The sequence below is a fragment of the Brevibacillus sp. SYP-B805 genome, assembly GCF_011059135.1.
In the GTDB taxonomy this organism is placed as follows: domain Bacteria; phylum Bacillota; class Bacilli; order Brevibacillales; family Brevibacillaceae; genus Brevibacillus_F.
This window is the reverse complement of the sequence record NZ_JAALGD010000016.1, coordinates 12781-36727: the sequence shown is the minus strand read 5'-3', so window position 1 is coordinate 36727 and position 23947 is coordinate 12781. Positions and strand designations below refer to the sequence as shown.

The window sequence follows — 23947 nt, the reverse complement described above, 5'->3', positions numbered from 1 at the left end:
CTTCGGACTCATTTCCCCCATCTTACCACATTTTTTGGGTTTGGACATAAAATTCCCACGAAAACGGGAGGTTCCGAGGGGGCACGCTAGATGCAGGGGGTGTAACCATGAAAAAAAGTTGGCTGATTGGCGCGATTGCTGGCCTGACACTGATGGCAACAGCTTGTGCGAACAATGCTGCGCCCAACTATACGAACCGTTACGATGGCGCAGCGGTTCGAAACCAGGCCGCTCCCGTGTACCCGCGTACCGGAACAACCGGCATCACCGCCTATGACGGCTATGGAGCCGCTTACGGCACGCCCGCCTATGGCACAACCGACGGTGCTCTCGGCTGGAATACCGGACGCTGGGGCGCGTATGGCACCGGCGCGGACAACACTGCATTCGGCTTGAACCGGACCGATGGGTATTACGGCATGACAAGCAACAATACCGGTTTCCGCGGTCTTGGGAACTTTCCTGGCTTTGACGGGACGGCGGGCACGCGCGGCAGGGTCCATGGGCCATTGTCGATCTATCGCGACAGGGGCATGGGCACTCTCGGTACGCAGGCGAATCCGCACATCGGCTATGCCACCGTCCACCGGAACAGCCTGCGATCCAATGCCGTTCCCAACATCCACGTAGACCGCGATGCTCTTGCCCGCGCAGTCGGCAACGTTACGGCAAGCTGCCCCGGCGTTGTCACCTCTACCGTGCTCGTGACGGATGAAGAAGTGTTTGTCGGGCTGCATACGCGCGGTACCGACAGCCGTACGGCCAAATCCCAGGCCCGGATGAACGCCATGTCCGTATCTCCGCGCTACTACAAGGTGTATGTCACCGATAATCCGCAGATGATCAACGAAATGACGCGCATCGCCAGCCAATCCTCCCGCCTGAATGCCAACGCCACGCAGGAAGAGCGTCACATTGACGCGCTGATCCGCAGCTTTGGCGGCCTTGTTGACGGGGATGAGATGCGCAGCAAAGGCTCCAACCGTACCACGCAAATGGGCGGCATGACCGGCAAAGGAACAACAGGAAGGTAACAAAAACATTCCCCTATGCACAACCATAGGGGAATGTTTGCGTGAGAGGCCGTTAAGTTGCCTGGGCAATCGCATCCCTGGCCGCATGGGCCTGCTCATGGGCATGGTAGGAGCTGCGCACCAGCGGCCCCGCCTCCACGTGGCTGAAACCGCGCTTCATGCCTTCCTCTTTCAGCGCCTTGAACTCGTCGGGATGATAATATTTCTCCACCGGGAGATGCTTCTTCGTCGGCTGCAGGTATTGGCCGATCGTCATGATGTTGACGTCGACGGCACGCAAATCGTCCATCGTTTCCAGGATTTCCTCGAACGTCTCCCCCACGCCGATCATCAGGCTTGACTTCGTCGGAATGTCCGGCTGCATCTCCTTGGCTCTTTTCAGCAGTTCAAGCGTTCGGTCGTACTTGGCCCGGGCACGGACGCGATCGGACAGGCGGCGCACCGCTTCAATATTGTGGTTCAGCACGTCCGGACGGGCATCCATCACCGTTTTCAGAGCATCCCAGTTGCCTTGAAAATCGGGGATCAGCACTTCCACCGCAGCCAGCGGCAGGCGCTTGCGGATCGCTTTGATGGTGGCCGCGAAAACGGACGCTCCGCCATCGGCCAAGTCGTCTCGGGCGACGGATGTCACGACGACATGCTTCAGCCCCATCTGTTCCGCCGCCTCGGCCACGCGTTCCGGTTCGGCCAGATCAAGCTCGGTCGGCAAGCCCGTCTTGACCGCGCAAAAACGGCACGCGCGCGTGCATATATCACCTAAAATCATGAATGTAGCCGTACGATTTGCCCAGCATTCATGGATATTGGGACATTTCGCTTCTTCACATACCGTGTGCAGCGTTTTGCTGCGCATGGTATGTTTCAACTCTTTGAAAGCTGCCAGTTCTTCGCCAGACACCAGATTGATCTTGAGCCACTCCGGTTTGCGCTGTATCATACGGCCCATTCACTCCTCGCTGCTTCAGTGGTCTCTCCTATTATAGAGGAATGGCCTCCTTCGGGGCAACACCGCCCGGAGAGTTGCCGACTGCATAAACATCCATTTTGCCGCAACTACTTGGATCGAACTGGGACAGCATATATAGTATTGGTAGGATACAGTGAGCGCTCAGATTAGGAGGAACCGCAACATGGAGCAGGTCATTGAAGTGCGCGGCCACATCATCCGCGACAACATTTTGAAGCAGATCGACGCTTCTGTGGAGCAGTACAACGGGAAATACCGCGTGCTGCAGCTGAGCGTCGGCGATCAGGTCGATGATGAATCGGTAGCCAAAATCGCCCTGGATTTGCCGGAGGACAAGATCGAGCTGATCCTGAACGAGCTGATCAATCTCGGCTGTACCATCCCGCGCGCGGAGGAGACGGTAACCATCAAACCGGCAGAAAAAGACAAGGTGGTGCCGGACGATTTCTACTCCACCACCAACCATGCCACCGAAGTATTCCTCAATGGCACCTGGGTCCGGGCCAAGTATCAACGGATGGACGCCTGTCTGGTGGTAAAGGGAAATGAGGTGCATTGCGTCAAACTGCGTGACATCAAAAAAGGGGACCTGATCGTTTGCGGCAGCAGTGGCGTCCGCCTCGTCCTGCCGCAAGCCGAAGAGACCGGCACCGAATTCTCCTTCATGTCCAACGAAGTAAGTTCGGAACGCCGGGTGGAGGTTATCGTCAAGAAACTGGCGGAAGAGATGAAGCAGATCCGTGCGCGCCAAGGCAGGATTGTCTTTGTGGCAGGGCCCGTCGTGATCCATACGGGCGGTCAGGAAGCGTTCCAAAACCTGATTCGCAAAGGCTATGTGAACGCCCTGCTGTCAGGCAACGCGCTGGCGGTCCACGATATCGAGCGGGCCTTGTTCGGCACCTCGCTTGGGGTCAACCTGGATACCGGTTCCGTGGTCAGGGGCGGCCACAAGAACCACATGCGCGCCATCAACGCGATCAATCGTTCCGGCTCCATCGCCGCAGCGGTGGCGGACGGCACGCTCACGAGCGGGATCATGTACGAATGCGTCAAACATCAGGTGCCGTTCGTACTGGCGGGCTCCATCCGCGACGATGGTCCGCTGCCGGACACCATGATGGACCTGATCGAAGCGCAGGCCGCCTATGCGGAACAGGTGGCGGATGCCGACATGGTGATCATGCTCTCCACCATGCTGCACGCGATCGGCACCGGCAACATGATGCCAAGCTGGATCAAGACGGTCTGCGTGGATATCAACCCGGCGGTGGTCACCAAGCTGATGGACCGCGGCTCCTCCCAAACGGTGGGGGTCGTGACGGATGTCGGCTTGTTCCTGACGATGCTGGAAAAGGAATTGTAAATAACCCGCCGACTTGAGCGAACGTTCCACCCACTCGGCAGCGCCGGGTGGGTGCGATTGTCGCGGCGGTTTTGGCGTTGTGGAAAAAGGAGTGAAACCTATGCGGATCGCTTATCTGGACTGCTTCTCCGGGATCAGCGGAGACATGACGCTGGCGGCATTGGTCGACGCCGGAGCCGACCGCGTCCGGATCGAAGAGGAATTGCGCAAATTGCCGCTGGGCGCCTTTCGCCTCGAGTGGCGGCAGGTGGTCAAAAACGGCGTAAGCGCCTTGAAGGTGGAGGTAATCGACGAGGAACATGCCCGTCAGCAGGATGGCCATCGCAAGGAACTGCGGGTGCTCTCCCACGGTCATCACCACCACCATCACAGCGATGGGGATCACCATCATCACCACCATCATCACGGTGACGGGGGGCACCACCACCACGAGCATCGCCGCTACAAGGAGATCGTGCAGATGATTGAACAGGCCAACCTGCACCCGCGGGTCACGGCCCGGGCCCTCGCTGTTTTTGCGAAAATCGGCGAGGCGGAAGCCAAGATCCATAACATCCCGGTGGAGACGGTTCATTTCCACGAAGTCGGCGCCATCGATTCCATCGTGGATGTGGTCGGAATCGCCCTGGCGCTGGAAGATCTCGGCATCGACCAGCTGTACTGCGGACCCGTCCCGACCGGCAACGGCTATGTCCGCTGCGACCACGGCCTTTATCCGGTCCCCGCGCCGGCGACGATGGAGATGTTGAAAGGGATTCCGCTGCGCAGCACAGCCATCCAGAAGGAATTGACGACGCCGACAGGGGCGGGGCTTGCCGCTGCCCTGGTGAAACAATTCGGGCCGGTTCCCTCCATGACCGTCGATGCGGTCGGCTATGGCGCGGGAACACGCGACCTGCCGGATCAGCCCAATGTGCTGCGCGTGCTTGTCGGCCGTGCATAATCATGCATCCATTTCCTGGGCAAGTCGGCGCGCCTCTTCATAAACGGTCTGCAGGGGCACGCCCGCTTCCTTGGCCAGTCGGGCGCACATCTCATACTCCGGCGACACCTGCACCCTCTCCCCGCGATGGAAGCCGATCTTTACCCGCACGTCGCCCCACCGGGTGGCAACCGTGGCAAAACGGCGGCCAAGGCGATGAACGGCGACCGGAAAATAGCGGAGCCCAAACGTCGTCGTCTCGGTGAACACAATGCTTTTCATCATCTCGAGGTCACTCTGGTAACAAAGCACCTGCAGGAGCATGCCGGGCCTGCTTTTTTTCATGGTCATGGGCAAAAACGACACGTCGTTGGCCCCGGCGGCAAGCAGCCGTTCCATCGCGTACGCCATCCATTCCGGGCTGGCGTCGTCCAGATTGGCCTGGATCATCACCATGCCTTCGTCGATATGCTCCTCCCCGTGCCGCCGTTCTTCCCGGACACGGGGCACCGCGCCCTCATGCCCGATCTCGAGTACCGCTATCCCCTCCCCCGCAGCCACCCGGCGAACTACGCCCGGCGGAACCGCTGGAAGAAAGCGGACGCCCATCGCTTTCAGCCAGAGCAGGGCCAGGGGAGACAGCGCCCTCTCCGCCGCTTGGCCGCAGCCGCTGCCAACGGCCATCCCTTCCAGCAGCGGAAGCAGGCGAACCGGCAGTCCTGCTGGCACCACGAGCGGGCTTGCAAAGACGTCCCCTTTCAGGATGCTGCGCGACGCGGCCAGTTCCCTGAGGGCTTCCTCCTCCCGCGTCCAGACGGTGTCCGCCATTCCCTCCCGAAAGCGTTGGGCCTCGGCAAGCAAACGCTCGGCCCATTCCCTGTTCGCCGGCTCTTCTCCCCGGGGCTGTCCCAGAATCTCCCGCCAGGGTTTCCGCAGCGCCTCCAGCGTGAGCGGCCTGTCGCTCTGGATGTAGATCGTCATCGTCATCTCCCTCGCTCCCCTTGATTTCCTTTTTTGATCATACAACAATCCCGCCCGTTTCCCTGCCAGGGATGGTAAAAAGTATCGCGATTAATTCCGACCTGCTGGCAGAAACTACAAAGGAGACTCTCGGCTGAAGGGAGACGGTTGCGTTCCATGCGCCCCTATGTTGCAATCAGCATGCTGCTCGTCTTATGCCTGCTTCCGTTCGATTTTGCCGCGTCAGCCGCCAAAATCCCCGCCAGGCCGCCGGAAAAGCAGCAAGCGGCGGACAAGACCTTGCAGAATCGGCTTGCCCTTTTTCAGCAAATGGAGGGCCTGTACGGGATCCCCTGGGTTTATCTGGCCGCCATCGACCAATATGAGCGCTCGATGCAAAAACGGAAAAAGGGAGAAGCCCCGTCGGACCGCTTAACGGCGATTACGATTCCTCCGTTCGTCTGGTCTGGCTATCTGAATCCGGACGAGCAGGACACAGATGAATCGTCCATCTCCTTCTTCGGCGGCATCGGCGTGGACGGCAACGGGGATGGCAGAGCCGATCAGCATGACGACATCGATGTATTAACCAGCATCATCCGATTCCTGAGCGAATACGGCTATGCCCGCGAAGATTTTCGCATCGGTTTGTGGATGTATTACAAACGGGATCGCGCGGTGAAGACGATCGACCAGTTCGCGACCATTTACGACAAATATCAGACGCTCGATCTGGGACGGCATGTATTCCCCATTCCGCGGCGTTATGAATGCAGCTACAACAACACCTGGGGAGACGCGCGCGGGTGGGGGGGCCGGCGAATCCATGAAGGGACCGATATTTTTGCCGACTATGGCACCCCGGTGCTCAGCACCTCCTACGGCATGATCGAAGTGATTGGCTGGAACCGCTTCGGCGGCTGGCGAATCGGCATGCGCGACATGGACAACGTGTATCATTACTTCGCCCATTTGTCCGCCTTTAAAAAAGGGTTGAAGGTGGGAGATATTGTCGAGCCCGGACAGGTGATCGGTTATGTGGGCAGCTCCGGTTACGGCAAACCGGGCACGTCCGGCAAGTTTCCTCCGCATCTTCATTACGGGATGTACCGGGACATGGGCGATGCCGAATGGGCCTTTGACCCTTATCCGTATCTAAAGAGATGGGAAAGACAGATGCGCAGCAAGAAAAAATGGTGATACCGCCCGCGGGTACGGGAACGATCGGCGAGACCATCATCCGTGACATGACGGGTCTTTTCAGCACAAACCGGGAGCTGTCACGCTCCCGGTTTCTTTCGCGTTATTCCATTGCCGGTTCGGCTGCCTGTGGCAACCGGACCACGCAGACGCCTGCCATGCCGAGTCTGCTTACCATTTGAATATTTGAAGGGCGTCTTGCAATTCGTTTGCCATATTGGCAAGATTTTGGGCAGAGCTGGATATTTCCTCCATGGTAGCGTTCTGTTCTTCCGTTGAGGCGGCTGCATGCTGCGTATTCACGGCAGCCTCCTTGGAAATATGAGCAAGCTGTTGGGACAAGGACATCATCGTCGCTGTGCTTGCATGAATCTGCTCAACGGCCGAGCTCACTTCACGGGATTGTTCCGATACTGCAAAGACGGCAGTCAAAATCTCCCTGAACGAACTGCCGGCGTTATCGACCATCAAGATGCCTTTATGCACGGCAACGGCACCATCGTTCATCGAAGCGACCGCTTTCTCGATCTCCTGCTGAATATCGCTGATCAATTCGTTAATCTGGCTTGCGGCCTCTCCTGACTGTTCCGCCAGCTTGCGCACCTCATCGGCAACCACCGCGAATCCTTTGCCGTATTCCCCGGCTCTTGCCGATTCAATGGCTGCGTTTAATGCAAGCAGGTTGGTTTGCGCCGCTATGGAAGTGATCAACGAGGTAATCTGGTTGATCTCTTGGGATTTGGCATGCAGAATGTTGATTGCTTCCGAACATGCTTTTACTTTTTGATCAATGAAATTCATCTGATGAATGGAGCCCTCGACGACTTCGTTTCCGTTATTGGCGATATCAGAAGCCTTTTGCGCCGTTTCGGCAACCATCTGTGTACGGGAGGCGATCTGATCCATCCCGTTCGTAATCTCAGCTACAACCTGCACAGCGCGATCGCTGATCGACATCTGTTCATCAGCACCCACTGCAATCGTTTGAACGGCGTGGGTAATCTGTTCGGTCGCCTTGCTGTTCTCTTCGACGATGGCGGCCAATTGTTCCGAGGTCGCCGCCACCTGTTGGGAATGAAGAGAAACTTTCTCGATGATCGAACGGAGCTGTTCCCCCATTTTATTGAGTTGACTGCCCATCTGGGCGAATTCATCCGTTCCGTTCACCGGAATGGTACAGGAAAAATCCCCCTGCGCCATGGCAGACACAACTTCGTTGACCTGACGGATGTTTCTGTTGATGTAGCGGCTGTTATACAGAATGCTCAGGACAACCAGCAAGATGGCAATCACCATGACCGGAGCAACCGCCCATGTCATCTCATTGATCGGCTGGTAAACCTCGGTTTCGTTCAAGACAAAGGCCAGTTTCCAGCCGGTGCCTGGCACCGTCTTATAGTAGACGTGATAGACGTCTCTCCCCTCCTTGAACGAGGTCGCCCCGTTTTCCTTGCTCATGATTTCCTTCCCCAGGGAAGCAACGGCCTGGTTTTGTTCCTCTGTAATTTTTACCTTCATCAACTTTTCCGATTCACGCGCCGCCAGATAGGTACCGTTTTGGTCGAGAAGGAAAGCATAACCTGTGCGGCCCACTTTCAGTTCGGAGACCATTTTTTGCAGGCTGGTCAAATCGATATCTCCGGTGGCCACACCCAGGAACTTCTTTTGTCCGTCATAGAAAGGCGCTGTCGATGTGACCATCGCCACATTGGTGTTCTCATCAAAATAAGGATCAGACCAGACGACCGGCTGTGACGTATTGATCGCGATTTTGTACCAATCCCAATGCGGATAGTCGTATTCCGGCGTGCTCAGATCGTCCGTGTATGTAATTTCACCGTTTTTGCTGTAATCCTTATATACATATGGGCCGAAATACTTGAGATCTCCCTTGTATTTGAAAGGCTCATAAAAGATACCCGCCCCAAACGTCTCGCGATTCTGGGAAACGGCGTTTTTCAACAATGCCGCAAAGTCATCCTTGTTCAGTGTGTGACCGACCGATTCCACGCTTCTCGCCAACGTTACGGCAATCCGGCTGTGTGCAGTCAATTTGGTTTCAATCTCATGCACCGTTGCATCCAACTGATTTTCCATTTTCTCGTTAATCAATGTTTGAGACAGCTGGTAGCTTCGGAAAAAGATGAACCCCATTGCAATGGCGATACCGAGAATAATTACCGGCAGCACAAAAAACATCGTTCTCCTGTTGATCGTCTTAAACTGAAGCAACCTCACGTTGCCTGCCTCCTTATTTTGAATAGTATTCCTTTCTCCTTATCTACCCCATCTTCTCCCAAATAAAACATTAAATTCAAAATTTTCCTTATGTAAATTTTTGGGCGATAGCTGGGGTAACGCGGCCGCTTCCAGATCCAGAACAGGCTAAAGGAATGGGAGGAGGAGAAGAGGGAACAGACGATCCCTTCAGACCGCTTGCGGGAGAAGCACACCTGTCCGGCTGCCGTGTCTCAGGATGAACCGAGCACCGCCATGACCGCACGCACGGATGCTGCCGACTTGTCCAGCGCGGCTTTTTCTTCTGCGGTCAGCTCCAATTCGATCACTTTTTCCAACCCCTTGCCGCCCAAGAGCGTCGGTACGCCGAGACACAGGTCGCGATAGCCATACTCCCCTTGCAAATAGGCGATGGCGGGCAAAATGCGTTTCTTGTCCTTCAGGATGGCTTCGACCATCTGGACGAGCGACGCTGCAGGTGCATAGTAGGCCGACCCGTTGCCCAGCAAATTGACGATTTCTCCGCCGCCTTTGCGCGTCCGTTCGACGATCGCATCCAGACGATCTTTGGGGATCAGCTTCTCCAACGGGATTCCCCCGGCATAGGAATAGCGGATGAGCGGAACCATGTCGTCGCCGTGGCCGCCCAGCACAAAGCCGGACACATCCTCGACGGAGACGCCCAATTCCATCGCTACAAAGGTGCGGAAACGAGCGGTATCCAGCACGCCGGATTGGCCGATCACCCGTTCTTTCGGGAAGCCGGACGTCTTGTAGAAGGTATAGGTCATCGCATCAACCGGATTGGACAGGATGATGACAATGGAATGGGGGGCGTGCGTTTTCACCTGTTCGGCAACGGACCGCATGATGCTGGCATTGGTATTGACCAGATCATCCCGCGACATGCCCGGTTTGCGCGCAATCCCCGCGGTGATGATGACGATGTCGGCGTTGCGGATATCCGCATAATCGGAGGTGCCTGTCAGGTTCGCATCAAAGCCCAAGACGGGAGAGGACTCCAACATGTCGAGCGCTTTTCCTTTTGTGGGATTCTCCAGTTGGGGAATGTCCACCATGACGATATCCCCCAACTCTTTTTGAGCCAGCAGAAAAGCCGTTGTCGCACCGGTAAAACCGCTGCCGATAACCGCAATCTTTTTTCGGGTAAATGCCATGTTCTCTTCCTCCAGACCTGATCAGATGATGAGATGCACACCGCTCGCTTTTTGTTCCAGCATCTTGCTCAGAATCGTTCCGATATGCGCCCCCGCTTCGATGGGGGGTGTGCCGCCCTTGTGGATATTGGAAATCACCGTCCGCTCCGACTCCACCATCCCTTTGCGCGGGCGATAGCACATGTAGGCGCTCATCGAGTTGGCCGACACCAGACCGGGCCGCTCGCCGATCAGCAGCACCATCACTTCCGGCTGCAGGATCTCCCCGATGTGATCCATGCAGGCCACGCGTCCGCCTTTGATAAAAAACGGGGTGCCCCAGCTCAACCCGTAAGAGCGAAGCGAATCCAGCAAAGCCGGAAAGACATCGCGCAGATTGGCTTCAATCGCGTTGGCGCTCAAGCCGTCGGACACCACGATCTGCACCTGCGGCTTCGGTTTGCATTTTTCCTTGATCGTTTTTACACCCTGCTCCGTGATGATGCGCCCCAGATCCGGCCGTTTCAAATAGATTTCCGTATTTTCGAACCGGGTCTCCACCGTAAACAAATCAAACTCCCGCAAGAGCGCATCGCTGACTTCGCCGTAGACGGCGTCCACGGCAGCCGCATGGTCACGGCGCAGCTGCAGCATGGTTTTGGTCATCGGCCGGGTTCCTGCGCGCCACACGCCGATCCGTGCCGGGGTGCTGGCAATCAGCTCCGCCAATCCCTCTTGCCATTTCGGCGAGGGAATCAACGAGCGGGGTTCATCCGTTTTTTCATCCTCGGCGTGCATGTTCGCCGCGTGGATCACCGCCTCTGTCGCCTGCTCTTTCGACAGGGACGTTCCTTCCCTGCCCAGCTTTTTCTCCAGTTCCGCCATGACCTTTTCCAGCAACGTCTCCAATTGGATCTCTTCTCTCATCGATGCCACCTCCTTTTACATAAAAATGGTGGGATCTCCGGCATGCGGCGTTAATTTGCCGTTTTCCATCAGCCCCATTTTTTCCAACCACTTTTCAAAGGCAGGCGCCGGACGAAGGCCGAGCAGTTCCCGCAGGGTCGCAATATCATGGTAGCTGGTCGATTGATAGTTGAGCATGCAGTCATCCGCCATGGGCACGCCGATCAGGTAATTCACCCCAGCGGATGCCAGCAGAACCGCCAGATTATCCATATCATTCTGGTCCGCTTTCATGTGGTTGGTGTAGCAAACGTCCACGCCCATCGGCAGGCCCTGCAGTTTGCCCATGAAATGGTCTTCCAATCCAGCCCGGATCACCTGTTTGCTGTCGTAGAGATATTCGGGGCCGATAAAGCCAACCACGGTATTGACGATAAAGGGGTTGAACCTACGCGCCAAGCCGTAGCAGCGTGATTCCAGCGTGACCTGGTCGATCCCGAAATGCGCCTCCGCCGACAGCTCGGACCCCTGGCCGGTTTCGAAATACCAGAGGTTTGGACCGGTGCCGGTTCCCTGGGTGCGAATCAGCTCGTCCGCTTCCTGCAGCAGCTCCACATTGATGCCGAACGCCTTGTTGCCCAATTCGGTACCCGCCAGGCTTTGGAAGATCAGATCAGCGGGCGCCCCCTGCCTGATCGCCCGCATCTGGGTGGTGACGTGGGCCAGCACGCAGTTTTGCGTCGGGATCTCCCATTTGGTCATCACTTCTTTGGTCATCAGCAGAATATCCTTCACGCTGTCCGTCGTATCAATCACGGGGTTCACCCCGATCACCGCGTCCCCGATCCCGTAACTCAACGCCTCATACAAGGATGCTTTGATGCCTTGCAGATTGTCGGTGGGATGGTTGGGCTGCGCCCTTCCCGCCAAAACCCCCTTTTGGCCGATCGTGATGTTGCAGTGGGTGGGATTTTCCATTTTTTTCGCCGCTTGAATCAAATCCAGATTGGACATCAGCTTGGCCACGGCGGCCACCATCTCGCTGGTCAACCCGCGGCTTATCCGTTTCAGCTCATCCGATCCCGTGTCATGGCTCAAGATGTATTCGCGCAGCTCGGCTACGCTCCAATTCTTGATGCTCTCGTAGATTTTCTCATTGACGCCTTCCTCGATGACACGCGAAACCTCATCTTCTTCCGGAGGCAAAAGGGGATTGTTGCGGATGTCGCTCAAGGTCAGATCCGCCAGAATCTGTTTGGCCGCCACGCGTTCTCTGGCATCGGCTGCCGCGATACCGGCCAACTGGTCTCCCGACTTTTCCTCATTCGCTTTCGCCATGATTTCTTTCAAATCCCGAAACTGATACGTTTGCCCCAAGAGCGTAATTTTGGTTTTCATTGTGTCACCCCAAACGAGCTTTCATGAAATGCCAGCGTTTTGACTATGACGGGAATCATGGCATGAGAGATCGGCTCTCCCAGATCAATGTAATCGCCATGCTCCACTTTCACCTGGTCAATGCAGATCACCTGCGGCTGATCTTTGCAGCGGATCGATAACGATTGCCCCAGCGCTTTGGCCATATCGTTTTCGCAAATGACCACCATCAGCCCGCTTGATGGAAAATGCGCGCGAAAAGCGTTGGACAACTCTTCGGCGATCAGCTGCAGGGCGCTGTAGGAACAGTAGGAGATGCCGGTCATCGCGATGGCAAAGGGAGGAGAAGCCGTGGGATCAAACAGCGTTTTTCCCAACTGCATCAGGCGGTTGATCTCCTCCTGCAGCACAGCCGGATCGGACAGATGGCGATCCGTGATCTCCACCTTCAAGACGGGGATATTTTTTAGCGGCAGCAGCTGCGGCTTCAAAAATACCGTTGATCCGCTGATCTCGGTGCTTTGCATGCCCGCCCCGATCACCGTTGCCCGCACCGTTTGCTCCGCCGCCACCAGCCGGAACGGATAGGATTGCGCTTCTGCCTTGATGACAGGACCAAGCAGCGGCCCCATGTCTCCGTACACCGCAACCTCGGCCAGACTGTGCGGATGCGGCTGCGTCATCAGATGCCCGACGCCTCCCGAGATCATCACTTCCTCGATGGCGGGGATCTCCTGCGGGATGGTTCCCAAGATGAGCAGATGCGCATGGTACTGCTCTCCCTGACCAAGCAGCCAGGAAAACATGCTTCTCGCCAGGAGCCGGGTAATCTTCTCCAGCGTTTGGTAATCGATGGTCTGCTTTTCCTGCAGGTGAAACCCGTTCTGCTGCAGCCATGGCTGAATCGCCGGGGAAAGATAGTGGATAAGGCCGTGTTGATCCAGCCGAATCAGACGGCCGCCCACGTGAAACGTAACCGTCCCGATCGCCTTCCCCCGGTGAAAGAAAGCGACGTTGGCCGTTCCTCCCCCGATATCGATGTTGGCGATCACGCCCTGGATCTGCCTGGAACGTGCTTCCGCCCCGGAGCCTTTGCCCGCCAGCACCCCCTCCAGGTCGGCGCCCGCTGTGGCGACAACGAAATCCCCGGAACGATCCGCCAACAAATGGACGATCTGCTGCGCATTCCGTTTGGTCGCCGTTTCCCCGGTGATAATGACCGCTCCTGATTTGATGTCGGATTGCTTGATTTGGGCTTTTTCATACTCCTCGCGCAGAATGCGGGAAACCTGCTCGACGTCGATCTCCTCTTTGTTTTTCAACGGAGTGGAATAAATCGGGCTGGCGTAGACCAGTTTTCGCTCGACGATTTGAAACCGCGGCAGCGAAAAGGCGCTGGACATTCTCCCCAAACGCAGCCGGCTCACGATAAATTTGGTCGTGCTGGTTCCCAAATCGATTCCGACGCTGGTGATCCATTGTTCTTCCATTTCAACACCCGCTTCCTGTGAGGCCCTGTTCCTTTCAGTGCGAAGCCCTGTAAAAAAAGGCGCCGAAACAAAGTCAATGCTCCCATTGACCCGTCCCAAAGCGCCTTTGCTTTGCCAACAATCTATGAACTTATAAGGTCAGCTTGCTCAAATCGGTTTGCAAAAGTTGTTCGGCCAGCTTCGACATTGCGACCCGCTGCTTCATGCTTTCATTGCGCATCCAGCGGAACGCTTCCTCCTCGGGCAGCGAAAAGTGGCTCATCAATCTGCCCTTTGCCTTTTCCACCAGCTTCCGCTCTTCCATCTTTTGCTTCATCTGCTGCACATCTTGTTTCAGCGAAAGCATTTTTTCCCGTTGGCTTAACGCGATCTCGACAGCCGGAATCAAATCTTCCTCCGAAACGGGTTTGACCAGATACGCCGTCACTCCCGCCCCCTTCGCCTCCTGCACCAGTTCCTTTTGGCTGTAGGCGGTAAGCAGCATGATCGACGTGTCGGAGAACTTTCTGATGATTTCGGAAGCCTTGATTCCATCCATCACAGGCATCTTGACATCCATGATGATCATGTCGGGTTTGTGCTTGTAAGCCAGCTCGACGGCTTCCTCGCCGTTTTTCCCTTCCGCGATCACATGGTAGTTTTCCGCTTCCAGCATTTCTTTAATGTCCATCCGGATGATCGGCTCGTCGTCGACCACCACGATTTTGGGCGGTGTCATCATACTTCCAATCCTTTCGTCGGAAATGTGATGGTGATTTCCGTGCCATGGCCGGTATCTTCAAATTCAAGAACGCCTTCCAAATCCTCTCTGACCAACGTCTCTACAATTTTCAAGCCAAGATGGCCGTTTTTGAGCGTGCTGCCGACAAAGCCGATGCCCACGCCATCATCGATGATCTGGATGCTGGCGATTTGGTCATATTTCCCCAACACAATGGCAATGCTGCCGTTCGTTCTTTCCCGGAAAGCGTGAATGATGCAGTTCTGGATCAGCTCATTCACAATCAGGGCCAGCGTTGTCGCCTTGTCCGACGGGAGGAGCATGCCTTCTCCCGTGATCGTCACATGAATGGTCTGCTCCGGTCTGGCCATGGAGGACACGATCGTTTTGGACAGCCGTTCGATAATCTCTTTGAAGTCGATCATCTCCAGGCCGCCTTGCGCCAAAAATTCATGAATCACCGCAATGCTGTTGATGCGGTTGATACTTTCCCGATATACCTTTTCCAACTCGGGCGAATTGGAGCGTCTCATCTGCAGGCGAAGCAGGCTTGCAATCGTTTGCAGATTGTTCTTGACCCGATGATGAATCTCTTTAATCACAGCCGATTTGATCATTAACTGTTTCTCTTTTTCCTTCAATTCAGAAATATCCCGCAGCAGGATCACGCCGCCCACCACATTTTGATCCCGAAAGATCGAGACCGCTTTTACCTGCAAACACATGTTTCCAAACTGGATATCTTCAAAAATCATGCCGCCGTGCTGTTCAAAATTTTCCTTGGCAAATTTGCCGAAGAAAAAACGGTCGATCAATTGGCCCTTGACGGGATACTCGTATCCGATAAGCTTTAACAGCTCATACGCTCTCGCATTGGCGTAGGTGATCACTCTGCGATAATCAAAGAGGATAAACCCCTCATGCATTAAAGACGGAATCTGACTTTCTGACATCGCTACCTGCATCAGCGTTTCACTGAGATGCTCCGTGGTTTCGATCAGCATCTCCACATTTTTTTCCTGTTCCACCTGCTCGGAAGAATCTTTTTCAACGATGAGCACCCCGATCGTCTCACCGGCAGGATTTTTGATCGGGACGACATTTTGCTGCATCACCACATTTTCCTGTGAGACTCCCCGCGAGCCCATGACCGGTTTTCCCGACAACAGGCTGAAAAGAACGGCCGGTTCATTGTTCACGTGGGCAAACTGCCCGACCAGCGATTTGTTGTACAGCGATTTCGCCGTGCTGGGGTGCGCCTGGGCAACGATCAGCGCAACGCTCTTGTCCATGCAGGGACAGTCGATAAACACGTCCGCCTGCGAGATGTCTGCGAACAGCTGAAGATAGGCAGCCAAATCCTCAATGCGGCGGATATCTTCCGTGGAGATTGTGGAATACTTTCGACAAAGCTGCTCAATGGAGGTCATGACACACCTCATTTACCAGAAAATATCTGCTGTTATTTATTCTTCCACATTCTCTCTCCTGTGCAAAGAGGGATGATTCAACGGCCTTGCATCAGCCTTGCGCGCAGCTCTTCGATCCCGTATTTCGATACGGAGGAGGTTAAAAAAATCTCCCCCTCCGGCAGGGATTCCCGCAGCAGGGAAACCGCCTTTTCCACGTTCGCCGCCGGATGGTCAATCTTCGTGATCACCCCGATGGGCGTGATGGGAAAGCCGTGGGCGAAACCGGGGGGAAAATAGTTCCTGTCGCGCGTGGCATCCTGCACCATGATCAGCGTGCCCGCCTCCAGCGCGGTAGCCATCAGGGAGCGGTAGTACATCGGGTTCTCGCTGTATTCGCCCGGCGTGTCGATGATCCAGTCGTGATATTCCAGCGTCTGCGTTTTTCTGGCAGGCTGATCGTCCTGGCACAGCGCCCTGACCAACGAGGATTTGCCGGCTTCGATCGCGCCAATGATCATTACCTTTCGCATCGTCATGACCTCGTCAGTACCGCGGGCGAGAATCGCAGCTTTTCCCCCAGAAATCTGTTGATTGCTTCAATGGCCATCTCCACGGCGGCCACTTCCCCCACCAAAACCAGCGAGCCGGTGAAGCGATCGAGAAACCCCAGCTCCACGTCCGCTGCCTTAGTCGCAATGTCTGCCGCGATGATCGATGTTTCCGTCGGAGTGAGGGTTAAAATCCCGATGGCTCCCGCCTCTTTAATGCCCAATTTCGTATAGAGAACCGGATCAGGATTGGCAATCACATGGGCAAGCGTCACCTGTTTGCCGGGGACGTACTCCTGAATGACCCTTTGTCGTTCCTGGTCCACGCAATCCTCTCCTTTTTGCTCACTCGCTTACTTCAAAAGAATCGACAATCCCGACGATGACGGCATCGATCGGCGTGCTCTTGTTATCAAAAAGGATGCGGGCAGGAGTTCCGCGGGAAACAATCACACGTTCCCCCACTCCTGCGCCAATGCGATCAGCAGCAATGACCGGCTGCCCGGTTTCCCTTTCCTGCAAATCGATCGGCTGCACGATCAGCAGCTTCAGATTTTCCATGCCCGCTTCTTTTTGGGTCGCCCAGACGCTTCCCACCACTTTTCCGATAAACATCTCCTTATCGTCTCCCCGTGTATCGGATTTGGATGCCTTTTTCCTTCAATACATCAAGGGCCAGGGGAGAAAGGATCGTTCCCTGCCGGACGTGCAGGATGTTTTCCGAAAAGTTTTGCCGTTTGACCCAATCGGCTGTCAGCAGCTTTCCGGTAAAGGTGCTTGTTTCTTCCGGGGTGGGGGCCGGAGAATGTTCCGGGGCGCGTCTCGCCGCATTCAGCTTGCGAATGACAAACTCCGCGATGTTTTTTTGCGGAACGGTATCGATTCCCAACTCTCTCAGCTCGTTCATGTACCGCTGGAACAGCTTCTGATACGCCGGCGGCAGGGCAACCGTCTTCAACGTGCGCCGGTCGGCACGCTTCAACCCGGGAACATCTTCGCCAATGATGACGGGTTTATTCAACACGAGGGCGGAAAAAATGACCTCCGCCTTGATCGTCCCTTTCAGTCCGGCCACCACCCTGGCCGCGTTGTCCAGATCGATCTCCGGCACGATAATGGCATCGTACTCCTTCGGAAGCTCCAGCGGGGCCGGGGCGTACTCGTCCGCCGCAATCACCTTGCCGGAGCCGGCGCATTCTACCCGGCTCATTCCCAGCCAGGATGAGGTCTCTCCGTCCAAAAACAGGAGGTCGTGACAGATACCGTGGTTTTGCAGCAGGATAAACTGATCGGCAAACGGTTCATGCGCCGTGCTGTCGCAAAAAATGAACAACACCCTGGGAGAGGAGGCGTTTTCCTTTTTCCATGTGCTTACAATTTCACGGGCAATCGATTCAATCATGGCCTTCAGATCGGCATCCATGCCATCACCTTCCCGTACGGGTCAGCAGCTGACCGTTTTTCCCCGTCATGTAAACGTAATCGCCCGTCCGCAGGTTGGCTGCATTGCCTTCATCGAGGTCCACGTGAAAATCGAGGACAAATCGGTCAGAGACCCGAACCACCACATCGGGATAGATAATCGGTCGATCTCCGGGCGTCTGCAGGATGATGGTGTCGCCGTTTTTCACCTGGAATCGTTCCGCATCGGCAGGTGACATATGAACATGCCGTTTGGCAACGATCACCCCCTGCTTGAGAACGACGCAGCCGTTTGGTCCAATGAGGGTGATCCCCGGTGTTCCCTCGATATCCCCGGATAAACGGACGGGCGCATGGACCCCAAGGTGGAACCCGTCTGTGCGGGAAATCTCCACCTGGGTAGCGCCGCGTGCCGGACCAAGAATACGTACTCCCTGAATGAATCCTTTCGGCCCAAGCAGCGTGACCTTCTCCTTGGCTGCGAACTGTCCCGGTTGGGACAATTCGCGGTCAGGAACCAGCGAATAACCTGGGCCAAACAGAATCTCCACATCCTCAGGTGACAAATGAACGTGTCGATTGGATACACCAACCGGAATGGTGTACTGCTCCGCTTGCCATTCCGGCTGTTCGGAAAGGTTGGTTATTTCTACAGGCTTCAAAACGATACCTCTCCCTTTTAGAAAATCTGCTGCTGCAGGGGTAATTTTGTCTCCTGCACGGAGCGGAAACGGATTGGGTATGCCCTTTGGGAGCAAGGTCCGTAAATAGGATTCCGTGATCAGACCCATACGTTAGCCGTTATCCTTCCAGCTTCGGGAGAATCAGTTCAATATCGGAGTGCGGGCGCGGGATGACGTGTACGGAAACCAGTTCTCCCACTTTTTCAGCAGCAGCAGCCCCTGCGTCCGTCGATGCCTTTACCGCGCCGACATCGCCGCGTACCATGACCGTTACCAAACCGCCTCCGACATGCACCTTGCCGATCAGCTTCACGTTTGCCGCCTTCACCATGGCGTCCGCTGCCTCAACAGCGCCTACCAACCCTTTTGTTTCCACCATTCCCAGTGCTGACATTTCTCCTGCCATGTAAAATCCTCCTTTGCATCATTCCATCGTGATTATTTCATTTCAGCCAAAACGCTTTTAATGATTTCCAATACTTCCTCCCGACGAATCGGGAAGCTGCCTGCTGTCGAAGCCTGTTCCACCCTTGTTTCCTCTCTCACCCCCTCATCGGGACCAACCTCTCTGATCCCAAAGGCAACGCGTTTGATATTGAGCAAATGCTGCGGCCCGATATTGTCAGAGGTGATGTTGTTGCCAAACGAGCCGCAGCCGAGGGTAAGCGAAGGGAAAATGCCGGTGGACAGGCCGATTCCGCCAAACGTGGTTCCAGCGTTGACGACAATGCGGGAGGCCGGTTTCTCCAGGCCGAACGCTTCAATGACCGATTCGTCTTCACAGTGAATGCCCAGCGTATGTCCCAAGCCGCCCAGTTCCAGCAGCTTCATGGATATGTCGCAGCCTTCTTGCCAGTTTTGGACGGTGTAGAAAGCCAGGATGGGCGACAGCTTTTCAATCGAGAACGGATATTCCTTGCCGATGTGCTGCTCTTCGGCAATCAGCACTTTTGTTTCGGCCGGAATCCGGATGCCGGCCATTTCCGCCAGCTTCTGGGCAGACCGTCCCACGATTTTGGGGTTCAATCCCTGCCCTTCCATGATGATCGCGGCCACTTTCTCTTTCTCCTGCTGGTTGAGGAAGTAGGCCCCCTGCTTTTTCAGCTCGGCGATCAGGATCTCCTTGATGCTTTGGTCGGCCACAATCGCCTGTTCGGATGCGCAAATCGTCCCGTTGTCAAACGTTTTGCTCTGCACAATCAGTCTGGCTGCCCGCTGCAGATTGGCGCTGGCATGCACATAGACGGGCACATTACCGGGGCCTACCCCGAAGGCCGGTTTTCCCGAGCTGTAGGCCGCCTTCACCATGCCAATCCCGCCGGTCGCCAGGATCACGTCCGTCAGCTTGTGCGTCATTAATTCCTGGGTGGCGGCCAGCGTCGGAGCGGTAATACAGTGAATCAATCCTTGCGGGGCGCCTGCCCGTTCTGCCGCTTCCCTGACGATGCGCGCCGCTTCCTGCGTGCATTTCGCCGCAGACGGATGAGGGCTGAAGATAATGGCATTGCGTGACTTGATGGCGATTAACGCTTTGAAAATGGTGGTGGAAGTCGGGTTGGTTGACGGAACGATCCCGGCAACGATGCCCATCGGCTGGGCCACTTCCCACACCCGATTGGCTTCATCTCTCCGGATGATGCCAACCGTCTTCATATCCTTAATCGCCGCATAAATGTGCTGGGCGGCGAACAAGTTCTTGATTCGCTTGTCCTCCACCTTGCCGAACCCCGTCTCTTCCACGGCCATTTCGGCAAGCCGCGCTGCTTCCGCTTCCGCTGCCTTGGCCATGCTGTGGACGATGGCGTCTATCTGCGCCTGGCTCATTTTCTCCAGTTGCTTCTGCGCCTGCTTCGCCTCGTGGAGAAAATTCCTTACTTCCTGAATGGACTGCAGATCCTGATCCAGCTTCATTTGTCTTGTTCACTCCCTTCTTTCTTCAGCGTTTGGATATGCCGGATCAACTCATCTTTTTTCGCCAAGGTAATCTCCTGGGGAGAAAGCGGGAAGTTGGGAATGGTTCTGGCGATTTTTCTGATTTCCGCAATGGACTTCTGTTCCAGTTCCTGATCGTCACTGCCTTTCGCCTGCGTGCTGCCACGTGTGTTCAAGAGCTTCCGGATCAACCGATGGACGCTTTCATCCGGGCCGGGGATCACATGGAAATGGCGCAATTGCCCCACCTGTCTGGCCACTGCCGCCCCGGCCGCAACGGCCGCCTGTACGGAAGAGACGTCGCCGATCACATACACCGTGACAATCCCGGCATCAACGCCTTCGTACCTGACAACCTTCACATCGGCGGCTTTGGCGGCGGCGTCTGCGGCAGCGATCAGGCCCGGCAGTCCGACGGTTTCAATCATGCCCAATGCAAGGCTTTTTTCCACTTGCGCTCATCTTCCTTCCTTTGCTACCTTTTGAGCGGGTTCTCCGCAATGCTTCTGACCGCATCGGCAAAGGCCCTGGCAGCTGCCGTACAAGCGGATTGACTGCCTGTCAGCAGACCGCCGCCGAAGTTCGTCTCAGTCGGCGGACCGTAAAATTGTCGAATCGTCACATCCGCTGCTTTCAACGCCGCGTCCAGCCCATAAACCGCTTCCAGCGGCGGTGCGATCAGGTAGGCCAATGGCTCGCCTTCGCGGATGCCTGCCACTTTGGACAGGTAGGAACCGGTGCGGGAAATGACATGCGCGTAGTAGGCATGCGTCCCTTCCTCGTTCAATGCATAGAAGCACGCCCCGTCTTCCATCAGGGCGATCGCGGCATCCAGACCGGTGATCACTTCCGACGGCGTTTCTCCTCCCAAAATGCCGATAAATTCCCCGGAATACGGTCCGGAGGCATGGGCGGCTCCGGCATAAAACGACTTGGCATAAACCACTTCCACGGCAGCCTTTTTGGTTGCTTCATCGAGCGCGGTATACCCGACGTCGTCGATGGTGGAAGTGAAGAGGCCAAGACTCCGGATATGGGCGGGCAGGTTAAGCTTTTTGGCCAAGCCCTCGTCCACATTGGGAATCACCCGCGTGGCGAGAGGTACGGCACGAATCGGTTTTTCCGTCACATTCTCACCTCGTTTCGTTGCCTGCCCTGCTAAGGCGTTTGCCGCCTCGGGCAGGAACACAACCTATCAACATATAAAAAAGTGCCCTGGTACGGGATATCCCGTAACCAAGGCACCGTTGCCTCTCATGCATTCACTTGTACTTGGATGATGTTCGCAAATTATATTCTAAATATATATTCTTTTCAGGTAAAATGCAACCGTTTTCTTGCAGGAAGGACGGGCATTGTCGCCGGGCGAAGCCGCTAGCCTCGGGACGCAGCGAACTTGACCCCGCTCGCTTTGAAGGCAAGGATATCCTTGATCAATTCGGCCAGGTAAGCCCCGGCTTCAATCGGCGGAGTTCCGCCGCGATGGATGTTGGAGACAACCGTTCGATCCGCCTCCACGGTCTGTGGCGTGGGCCGGTATACCATATAGGCGCTTAAACTTTCCGCCGTCGCCAATCCGGGTCTTTCCCCGATCAGCGAAATGACGACGTCGCAGTCAACCAACTGGGCCACCTGATCCTGCACCCATACACGGCTTCGCTTGATAAAAACGGGCTTGCCGTATGTGATGTGATTCATCTCCAACCCCTGAATCAGCGCCGGCAGCAGGTCGGGAATGTTGGCTTCCACCGCGCTTGAACTTAAGCCGTCGGAAACGATGATCTGCACCTGTTTCCCGGTGGGACAGTTGTTCCGGATCCATTCCACCGACGCGTCATCCAGCTTTCGCCCGGCGTCCAGATCCATCAGATACTTTTCCAGCGTGTCTGCTTGTGTATGCAGGATGGGCAGTCCCAGGCGGTGGATAAACTCGTCCGAAACCCCTCGCAAAACCGCATCCTGCGCCGCTGCATGGTCAATCCGGAAGCGAAGCAGGCTGTGTGTTTTCATACGGGTGCCCGCCCTGCCGATCCCGATTCTGGCGGGCGTGATGGCTTGAGCGGCTTCAATCACCCTGGCATTTTTCGGATGGTCCACCATCACTTTTTTCTCCATGCTGAAGATGATGGGGTCATCCTCCCGTTTTTCCTGGGCGGCGGAGCGATTGCGCAGTCTTTCCTCCAACTTCTCCAGCACACGGCTGGCAATGTGATCAATATCATGCAAGTCCACACTGATCCTCTCCTATCCCTCGCCAAAAATGGACAGATCGCCTGCATCCGGTGTCAAGCGCCCGTTTTCCATGATGCCCATTTTCTCCAGCCATTGTTCAAATTCCCGCAGCGGACGCAGCCCAAGCATCTCCCGCAGGCTGGCATCGTCGTGGTAACTGGTATCCTGATAGCTCAGCATCACGTCGTCGCCGCCAGGCACCCCCATGTAGAAGTTGGCACCGGCCAGGGCGGTGAGCATGCCGGCAATCTCCTGATCGTTCTGGTCCGCCCTCATATGGTTGGTATAGGTGGGAGCGATGCCCATCGGCAGACCGTGAAGCTTGCCCATGAACAAGTCCTCCAGATCGGCGCGGATCACCTGCCGCCCGTCATACAGCGTTTCCGGACCGATAAAGCCGGAGACGTTGTTTACCATGAAGGGCTTCCAGTGGCGGGCGTATCCGTAGGTGCGGGCTTCCAGTGTCTGCATGTCGACGCCATGATCGCTGTTCAAGGAAACCTCGGAGCCCTGCCCGGTTTCGAAATACATCACATTGGGCCCGGTCGATGTTCCCTCTGTCAGCATCAGGTGATACGCTTCATCCAGGATTTCCTTGTTCACCCCGAACGCCTCGTTTGCCTTTTGCGTGCCGGCCAGACTTTGGAACATCAGCGCAATGGGCGCCCCCTTCCGCAATGCCTGCATTTGGGTGGTAATATGGGCCAGCACGCAGTTTTGGGTGGGGATCTGCCATTTCTGCATGAAGTCGTGCGTCATATGCAGCAGGCGGGATACGGATTCGACGGAATCGTTATTGGGATTGATCCCGATCACCGCATCGCCCGATCCGTACGACAGCCCCTCTTTGATGGAGGCCAGAATGCCCTCCGGGTCATCGATCGGGTGGTTGGGCTGGCAGCGGAACGCCAATCGGCCCGGTTCGCCAATCGTCGTGTTGCAGTGCGCCTGAAACTTCATTTTTTGCGAGGCAATCACCAGATCGATGCTGGACATCAGCTTCGCAACCGCGGAAATCATCTCGCTGGTCAAGCCGCGGCTAAGGCGGGCCAATTGCGGCTGTCCCGTTTCGTGGCGGAGAATCATCTCCCGCAGTTCGCCGACCGTCATGCCGCAGATTTCCCTGTAAATCTGCTGGTTGATATCGTCGTAAATGATTCTGGTCACTTCGTCTGTTTCATAGGGAATGACCGGATTTTCATAGATGTCTTTCAACTGTATTTCGCTGAGGACAACCTTGGCCGCCGCCCTTTCCAGGGCCGATTCCGCCGCGATGCCTGCCAGCTTGTCGCCTGATTTTTCTTCACTCGCCTTTGCCAGCACCTCTTTCAGGGAAGAAAATTGAAAATGCTGGTTTCGGATCACGCAGGACAGCTTCAT

Annotated in this window: 24 protein-coding genes; 4 read left to right on the top strand and 20 right to left on the bottom strand. The window is 55.9% G+C overall.

Going from position 1 to position 23947, the window contains the following annotated elements; all coding sequences use genetic code 11:
- The first annotated feature begins 107 nt into the window (after positions 1 to 107).
- Positions 108 to 1034 carry a YhcN/YlaJ family sporulation lipoprotein gene (locus G3578_RS17410; RefSeq protein ID WP_165214267.1) on the top strand — a complete coding sequence of 309 codons (927 nt, stop codon included), beginning with the start codon at positions 108 to 110 and terminating at the stop codon, positions 1032 to 1034.
- A gap of 52 nt (positions 1035 to 1086) precedes the next feature.
- Here the strand turns inward: G3578_RS17410 and lipA are convergent, their stop codons facing one another.
- Positions 1087 to 1974 carry a lipoyl synthase gene (gene lipA / locus G3578_RS17405; protein WP_165214265.1) on the bottom strand — a complete coding sequence of 296 codons (888 nt, stop codon included), beginning with the start codon at positions 1972 to 1974 and terminating at the stop codon, positions 1087 to 1089.
- 193 nt (positions 1975 to 2167) lie between these two features.
- On the opposite strand from lipA, the gene G3578_RS17400 reads away from it, so the two are divergent.
- Positions 2168 to 3367: an ornithine cyclodeaminase, nickel-pincer nucleotide-dependent gene (locus G3578_RS17400; RefSeq protein WP_165214263.1), complete on the top strand. Its 1200-nt coding sequence runs from the start codon at positions 2168 to 2170 to the stop codon at positions 3365 to 3367.
- 100 nt (positions 3368 to 3467) lie between these two features.
- Positions 3468 to 4310 (top strand): nickel pincer cofactor biosynthesis protein LarC, encoded by an 843-nt coding sequence (gene larC, locus G3578_RS17395; RefSeq protein ID WP_165214261.1) that lies wholly within the window; start codon positions 3468 to 3470, stop codon positions 4308 to 4310.
- Here larC and larC2 read toward each other — a convergent pair whose 3' ends face one another.
- On the bottom strand, positions 4311 to 5276 hold the full coding sequence (gene larC2, locus G3578_RS17390) for a nickel pincer cofactor biosynthesis protein LarC2 (RefSeq protein ID WP_241254691.1): 966 nt from the start codon (positions 5274 to 5276) through the stop codon (positions 4311 to 4313). It lies immediately after the preceding gene.
- 141 nt (positions 5277 to 5417) lie between these two features.
- Here larC2 and G3578_RS17385 point away from each other — a divergent pair, with 141 nt between their 5' ends.
- On the top strand, positions 5418 to 6449 hold the full coding sequence (locus G3578_RS17385; RefSeq protein WP_481752756.1) for a M23 family metallopeptidase: 1032 nt from the start codon (positions 5418 to 5420) through the stop codon (positions 6447 to 6449).
- Between the two features lie 171 nt (positions 6450 to 6620).
- Here G3578_RS17385 and G3578_RS17380 read toward each other — a convergent pair whose 3' ends face one another.
- The 18 genes from G3578_RS17380 to G3578_RS17295 form a co-directional block, all read right to left on the bottom strand.
- Positions 6621 to 8687 carry a methyl-accepting chemotaxis protein gene (locus G3578_RS17380; protein ID WP_165214257.1) on the bottom strand — a complete coding sequence of 689 codons (2067 nt, stop codon included), beginning with the start codon at positions 8685 to 8687 and terminating at the stop codon, positions 6621 to 6623.
- A gap of 233 nt (positions 8688 to 8920) precedes the next feature.
- Positions 8921 to 9865 (bottom strand): malate dehydrogenase, encoded by a 945-nt coding sequence (mdh, locus tag G3578_RS17375; RefSeq protein WP_165214255.1) that lies wholly within the window; start codon positions 9863 to 9865, stop codon positions 8921 to 8923.
- A 21-nt stretch (positions 9866 to 9886) separates the two neighbouring features.
- Positions 9887 to 10771 (bottom strand): ethanolamine ammonia-lyase subunit EutC, encoded by an 885-nt coding sequence (gene eutC, locus G3578_RS17370; RefSeq protein WP_165214253.1) that lies wholly within the window; start codon positions 10769 to 10771, stop codon positions 9887 to 9889.
- 15 nt (positions 10772 to 10786) lie between these two features.
- Entirely contained in the window at positions 10787 to 12148 is a 1362-nt protein-coding gene (locus G3578_RS17365) for an ethanolamine ammonia-lyase subunit EutB (protein WP_165214251.1), read from the bottom strand.
- A complete protein-coding gene (locus G3578_RS17360) occupies positions 12145 to 13617 on the bottom strand; it encodes an ethanolamine ammonia-lyase reactivating factor EutA (protein ID WP_165214249.1) in 1473 nt (490 codons plus the stop codon). The genes G3578_RS17365 and G3578_RS17360 overlap by 4 nt, the downstream gene beginning before the upstream one ends.
- A 130-nt stretch (positions 13618 to 13747) precedes the next feature.
- Entirely contained in the window at positions 13748 to 14335 is a 588-nt protein-coding gene (locus tag G3578_RS17355) for an ANTAR domain-containing response regulator (protein ID WP_165214247.1), read from the bottom strand.
- A complete protein-coding gene (locus G3578_RS17350) occupies positions 14335 to 15768 on the bottom strand; it encodes a sensor histidine kinase (protein WP_165214245.1) in 1434 nt (477 codons plus the stop codon). Before G3578_RS17350 ends, G3578_RS17355 begins: the two co-directional genes overlap by 1 nt.
- Before the next feature lie 77 nt (positions 15769 to 15845).
- Complete coding sequence (locus tag G3578_RS17345; protein ID WP_481752755.1) at positions 15846 to 16280, bottom strand: EutP/PduV family microcompartment system protein; 435 nt, start codon at positions 16278 to 16280, stop codon at positions 15846 to 15848.
- 2 nt (positions 16281 to 16282) lie between these two features.
- A complete protein-coding gene (eutS, locus tag G3578_RS17340; RefSeq protein ID WP_165214241.1) occupies positions 16283 to 16624 on the bottom strand; it encodes an ethanolamine utilization microcompartment protein EutS in 342 nt (113 codons plus the stop codon).
- Positions 16625 to 16643: 19 nt separating this feature from the next.
- Positions 16644 to 16913 carry a EutN/CcmL family microcompartment protein gene (locus G3578_RS17335; protein WP_165214230.1) on the bottom strand — a complete coding sequence of 90 codons (270 nt, stop codon included), beginning with the start codon at positions 16911 to 16913 and terminating at the stop codon, positions 16644 to 16646.
- Between the two features lie 4 nt (positions 16914 to 16917).
- Positions 16918 to 17721 (bottom strand): hypothetical protein, encoded by an 804-nt coding sequence (locus tag G3578_RS17330; protein ID WP_165214229.1) that lies wholly within the window; start codon positions 17719 to 17721, stop codon positions 16918 to 16920.
- Positions 17722 to 17725: 4 nt separating this feature from the next.
- Complete coding sequence (gene pduL, locus G3578_RS17325; protein ID WP_165214228.1) at positions 17726 to 18511, bottom strand: phosphate propanoyltransferase; 786 nt, start codon at positions 18509 to 18511, stop codon at positions 17726 to 17728.
- Positions 18512 to 18521: 10 nt separating this feature from the next.
- Complete coding sequence (locus tag G3578_RS17320) at positions 18522 to 18809, bottom strand: BMC domain-containing protein (RefSeq protein WP_122915147.1); 288 nt, start codon at positions 18807 to 18809, stop codon at positions 18522 to 18524.
- Between the two features lie 32 nt (positions 18810 to 18841).
- On the bottom strand, positions 18842 to 20314 hold the full coding sequence (locus tag G3578_RS17315) for an acetaldehyde dehydrogenase (acetylating) (protein WP_165214227.1): 1473 nt from the start codon (positions 20312 to 20314) through the stop codon (positions 18842 to 18844).
- Positions 20311 to 20763 carry a BMC domain-containing protein gene (locus G3578_RS21195; protein ID WP_165214375.1) on the bottom strand — a complete coding sequence of 151 codons (453 nt, stop codon included), beginning with the start codon at positions 20761 to 20763 and terminating at the stop codon, positions 20311 to 20313. The genes G3578_RS17315 and G3578_RS21195 overlap by 4 nt, the downstream gene beginning before the upstream one ends.
- A 47-nt stretch (positions 20764 to 20810) precedes the next feature.
- Positions 20811 to 21464: an ethanolamine utilization microcompartment protein EutL gene (gene eutL / locus G3578_RS17305; protein ID WP_165214226.1), complete on the bottom strand. Its 654-nt coding sequence runs from the start codon at positions 21462 to 21464 to the stop codon at positions 20811 to 20813.
- Positions 21465 to 21709: 245 nt separating this feature from the next.
- Positions 21710 to 22567, bottom strand: a complete 858-nt coding sequence (gene eutC, locus G3578_RS17300) for an ethanolamine ammonia-lyase subunit EutC (protein ID WP_481752754.1) — start codon at positions 22565 to 22567, stop codon at positions 21710 to 21712.
- A gap of 12 nt (positions 22568 to 22579) precedes the next feature.
- On the bottom strand, positions 22580 to 23947 hold the full coding sequence (locus G3578_RS17295) for an ethanolamine ammonia-lyase subunit EutB (protein WP_165214225.1): 1368 nt from the start codon (positions 23945 to 23947) through the stop codon (positions 22580 to 22582).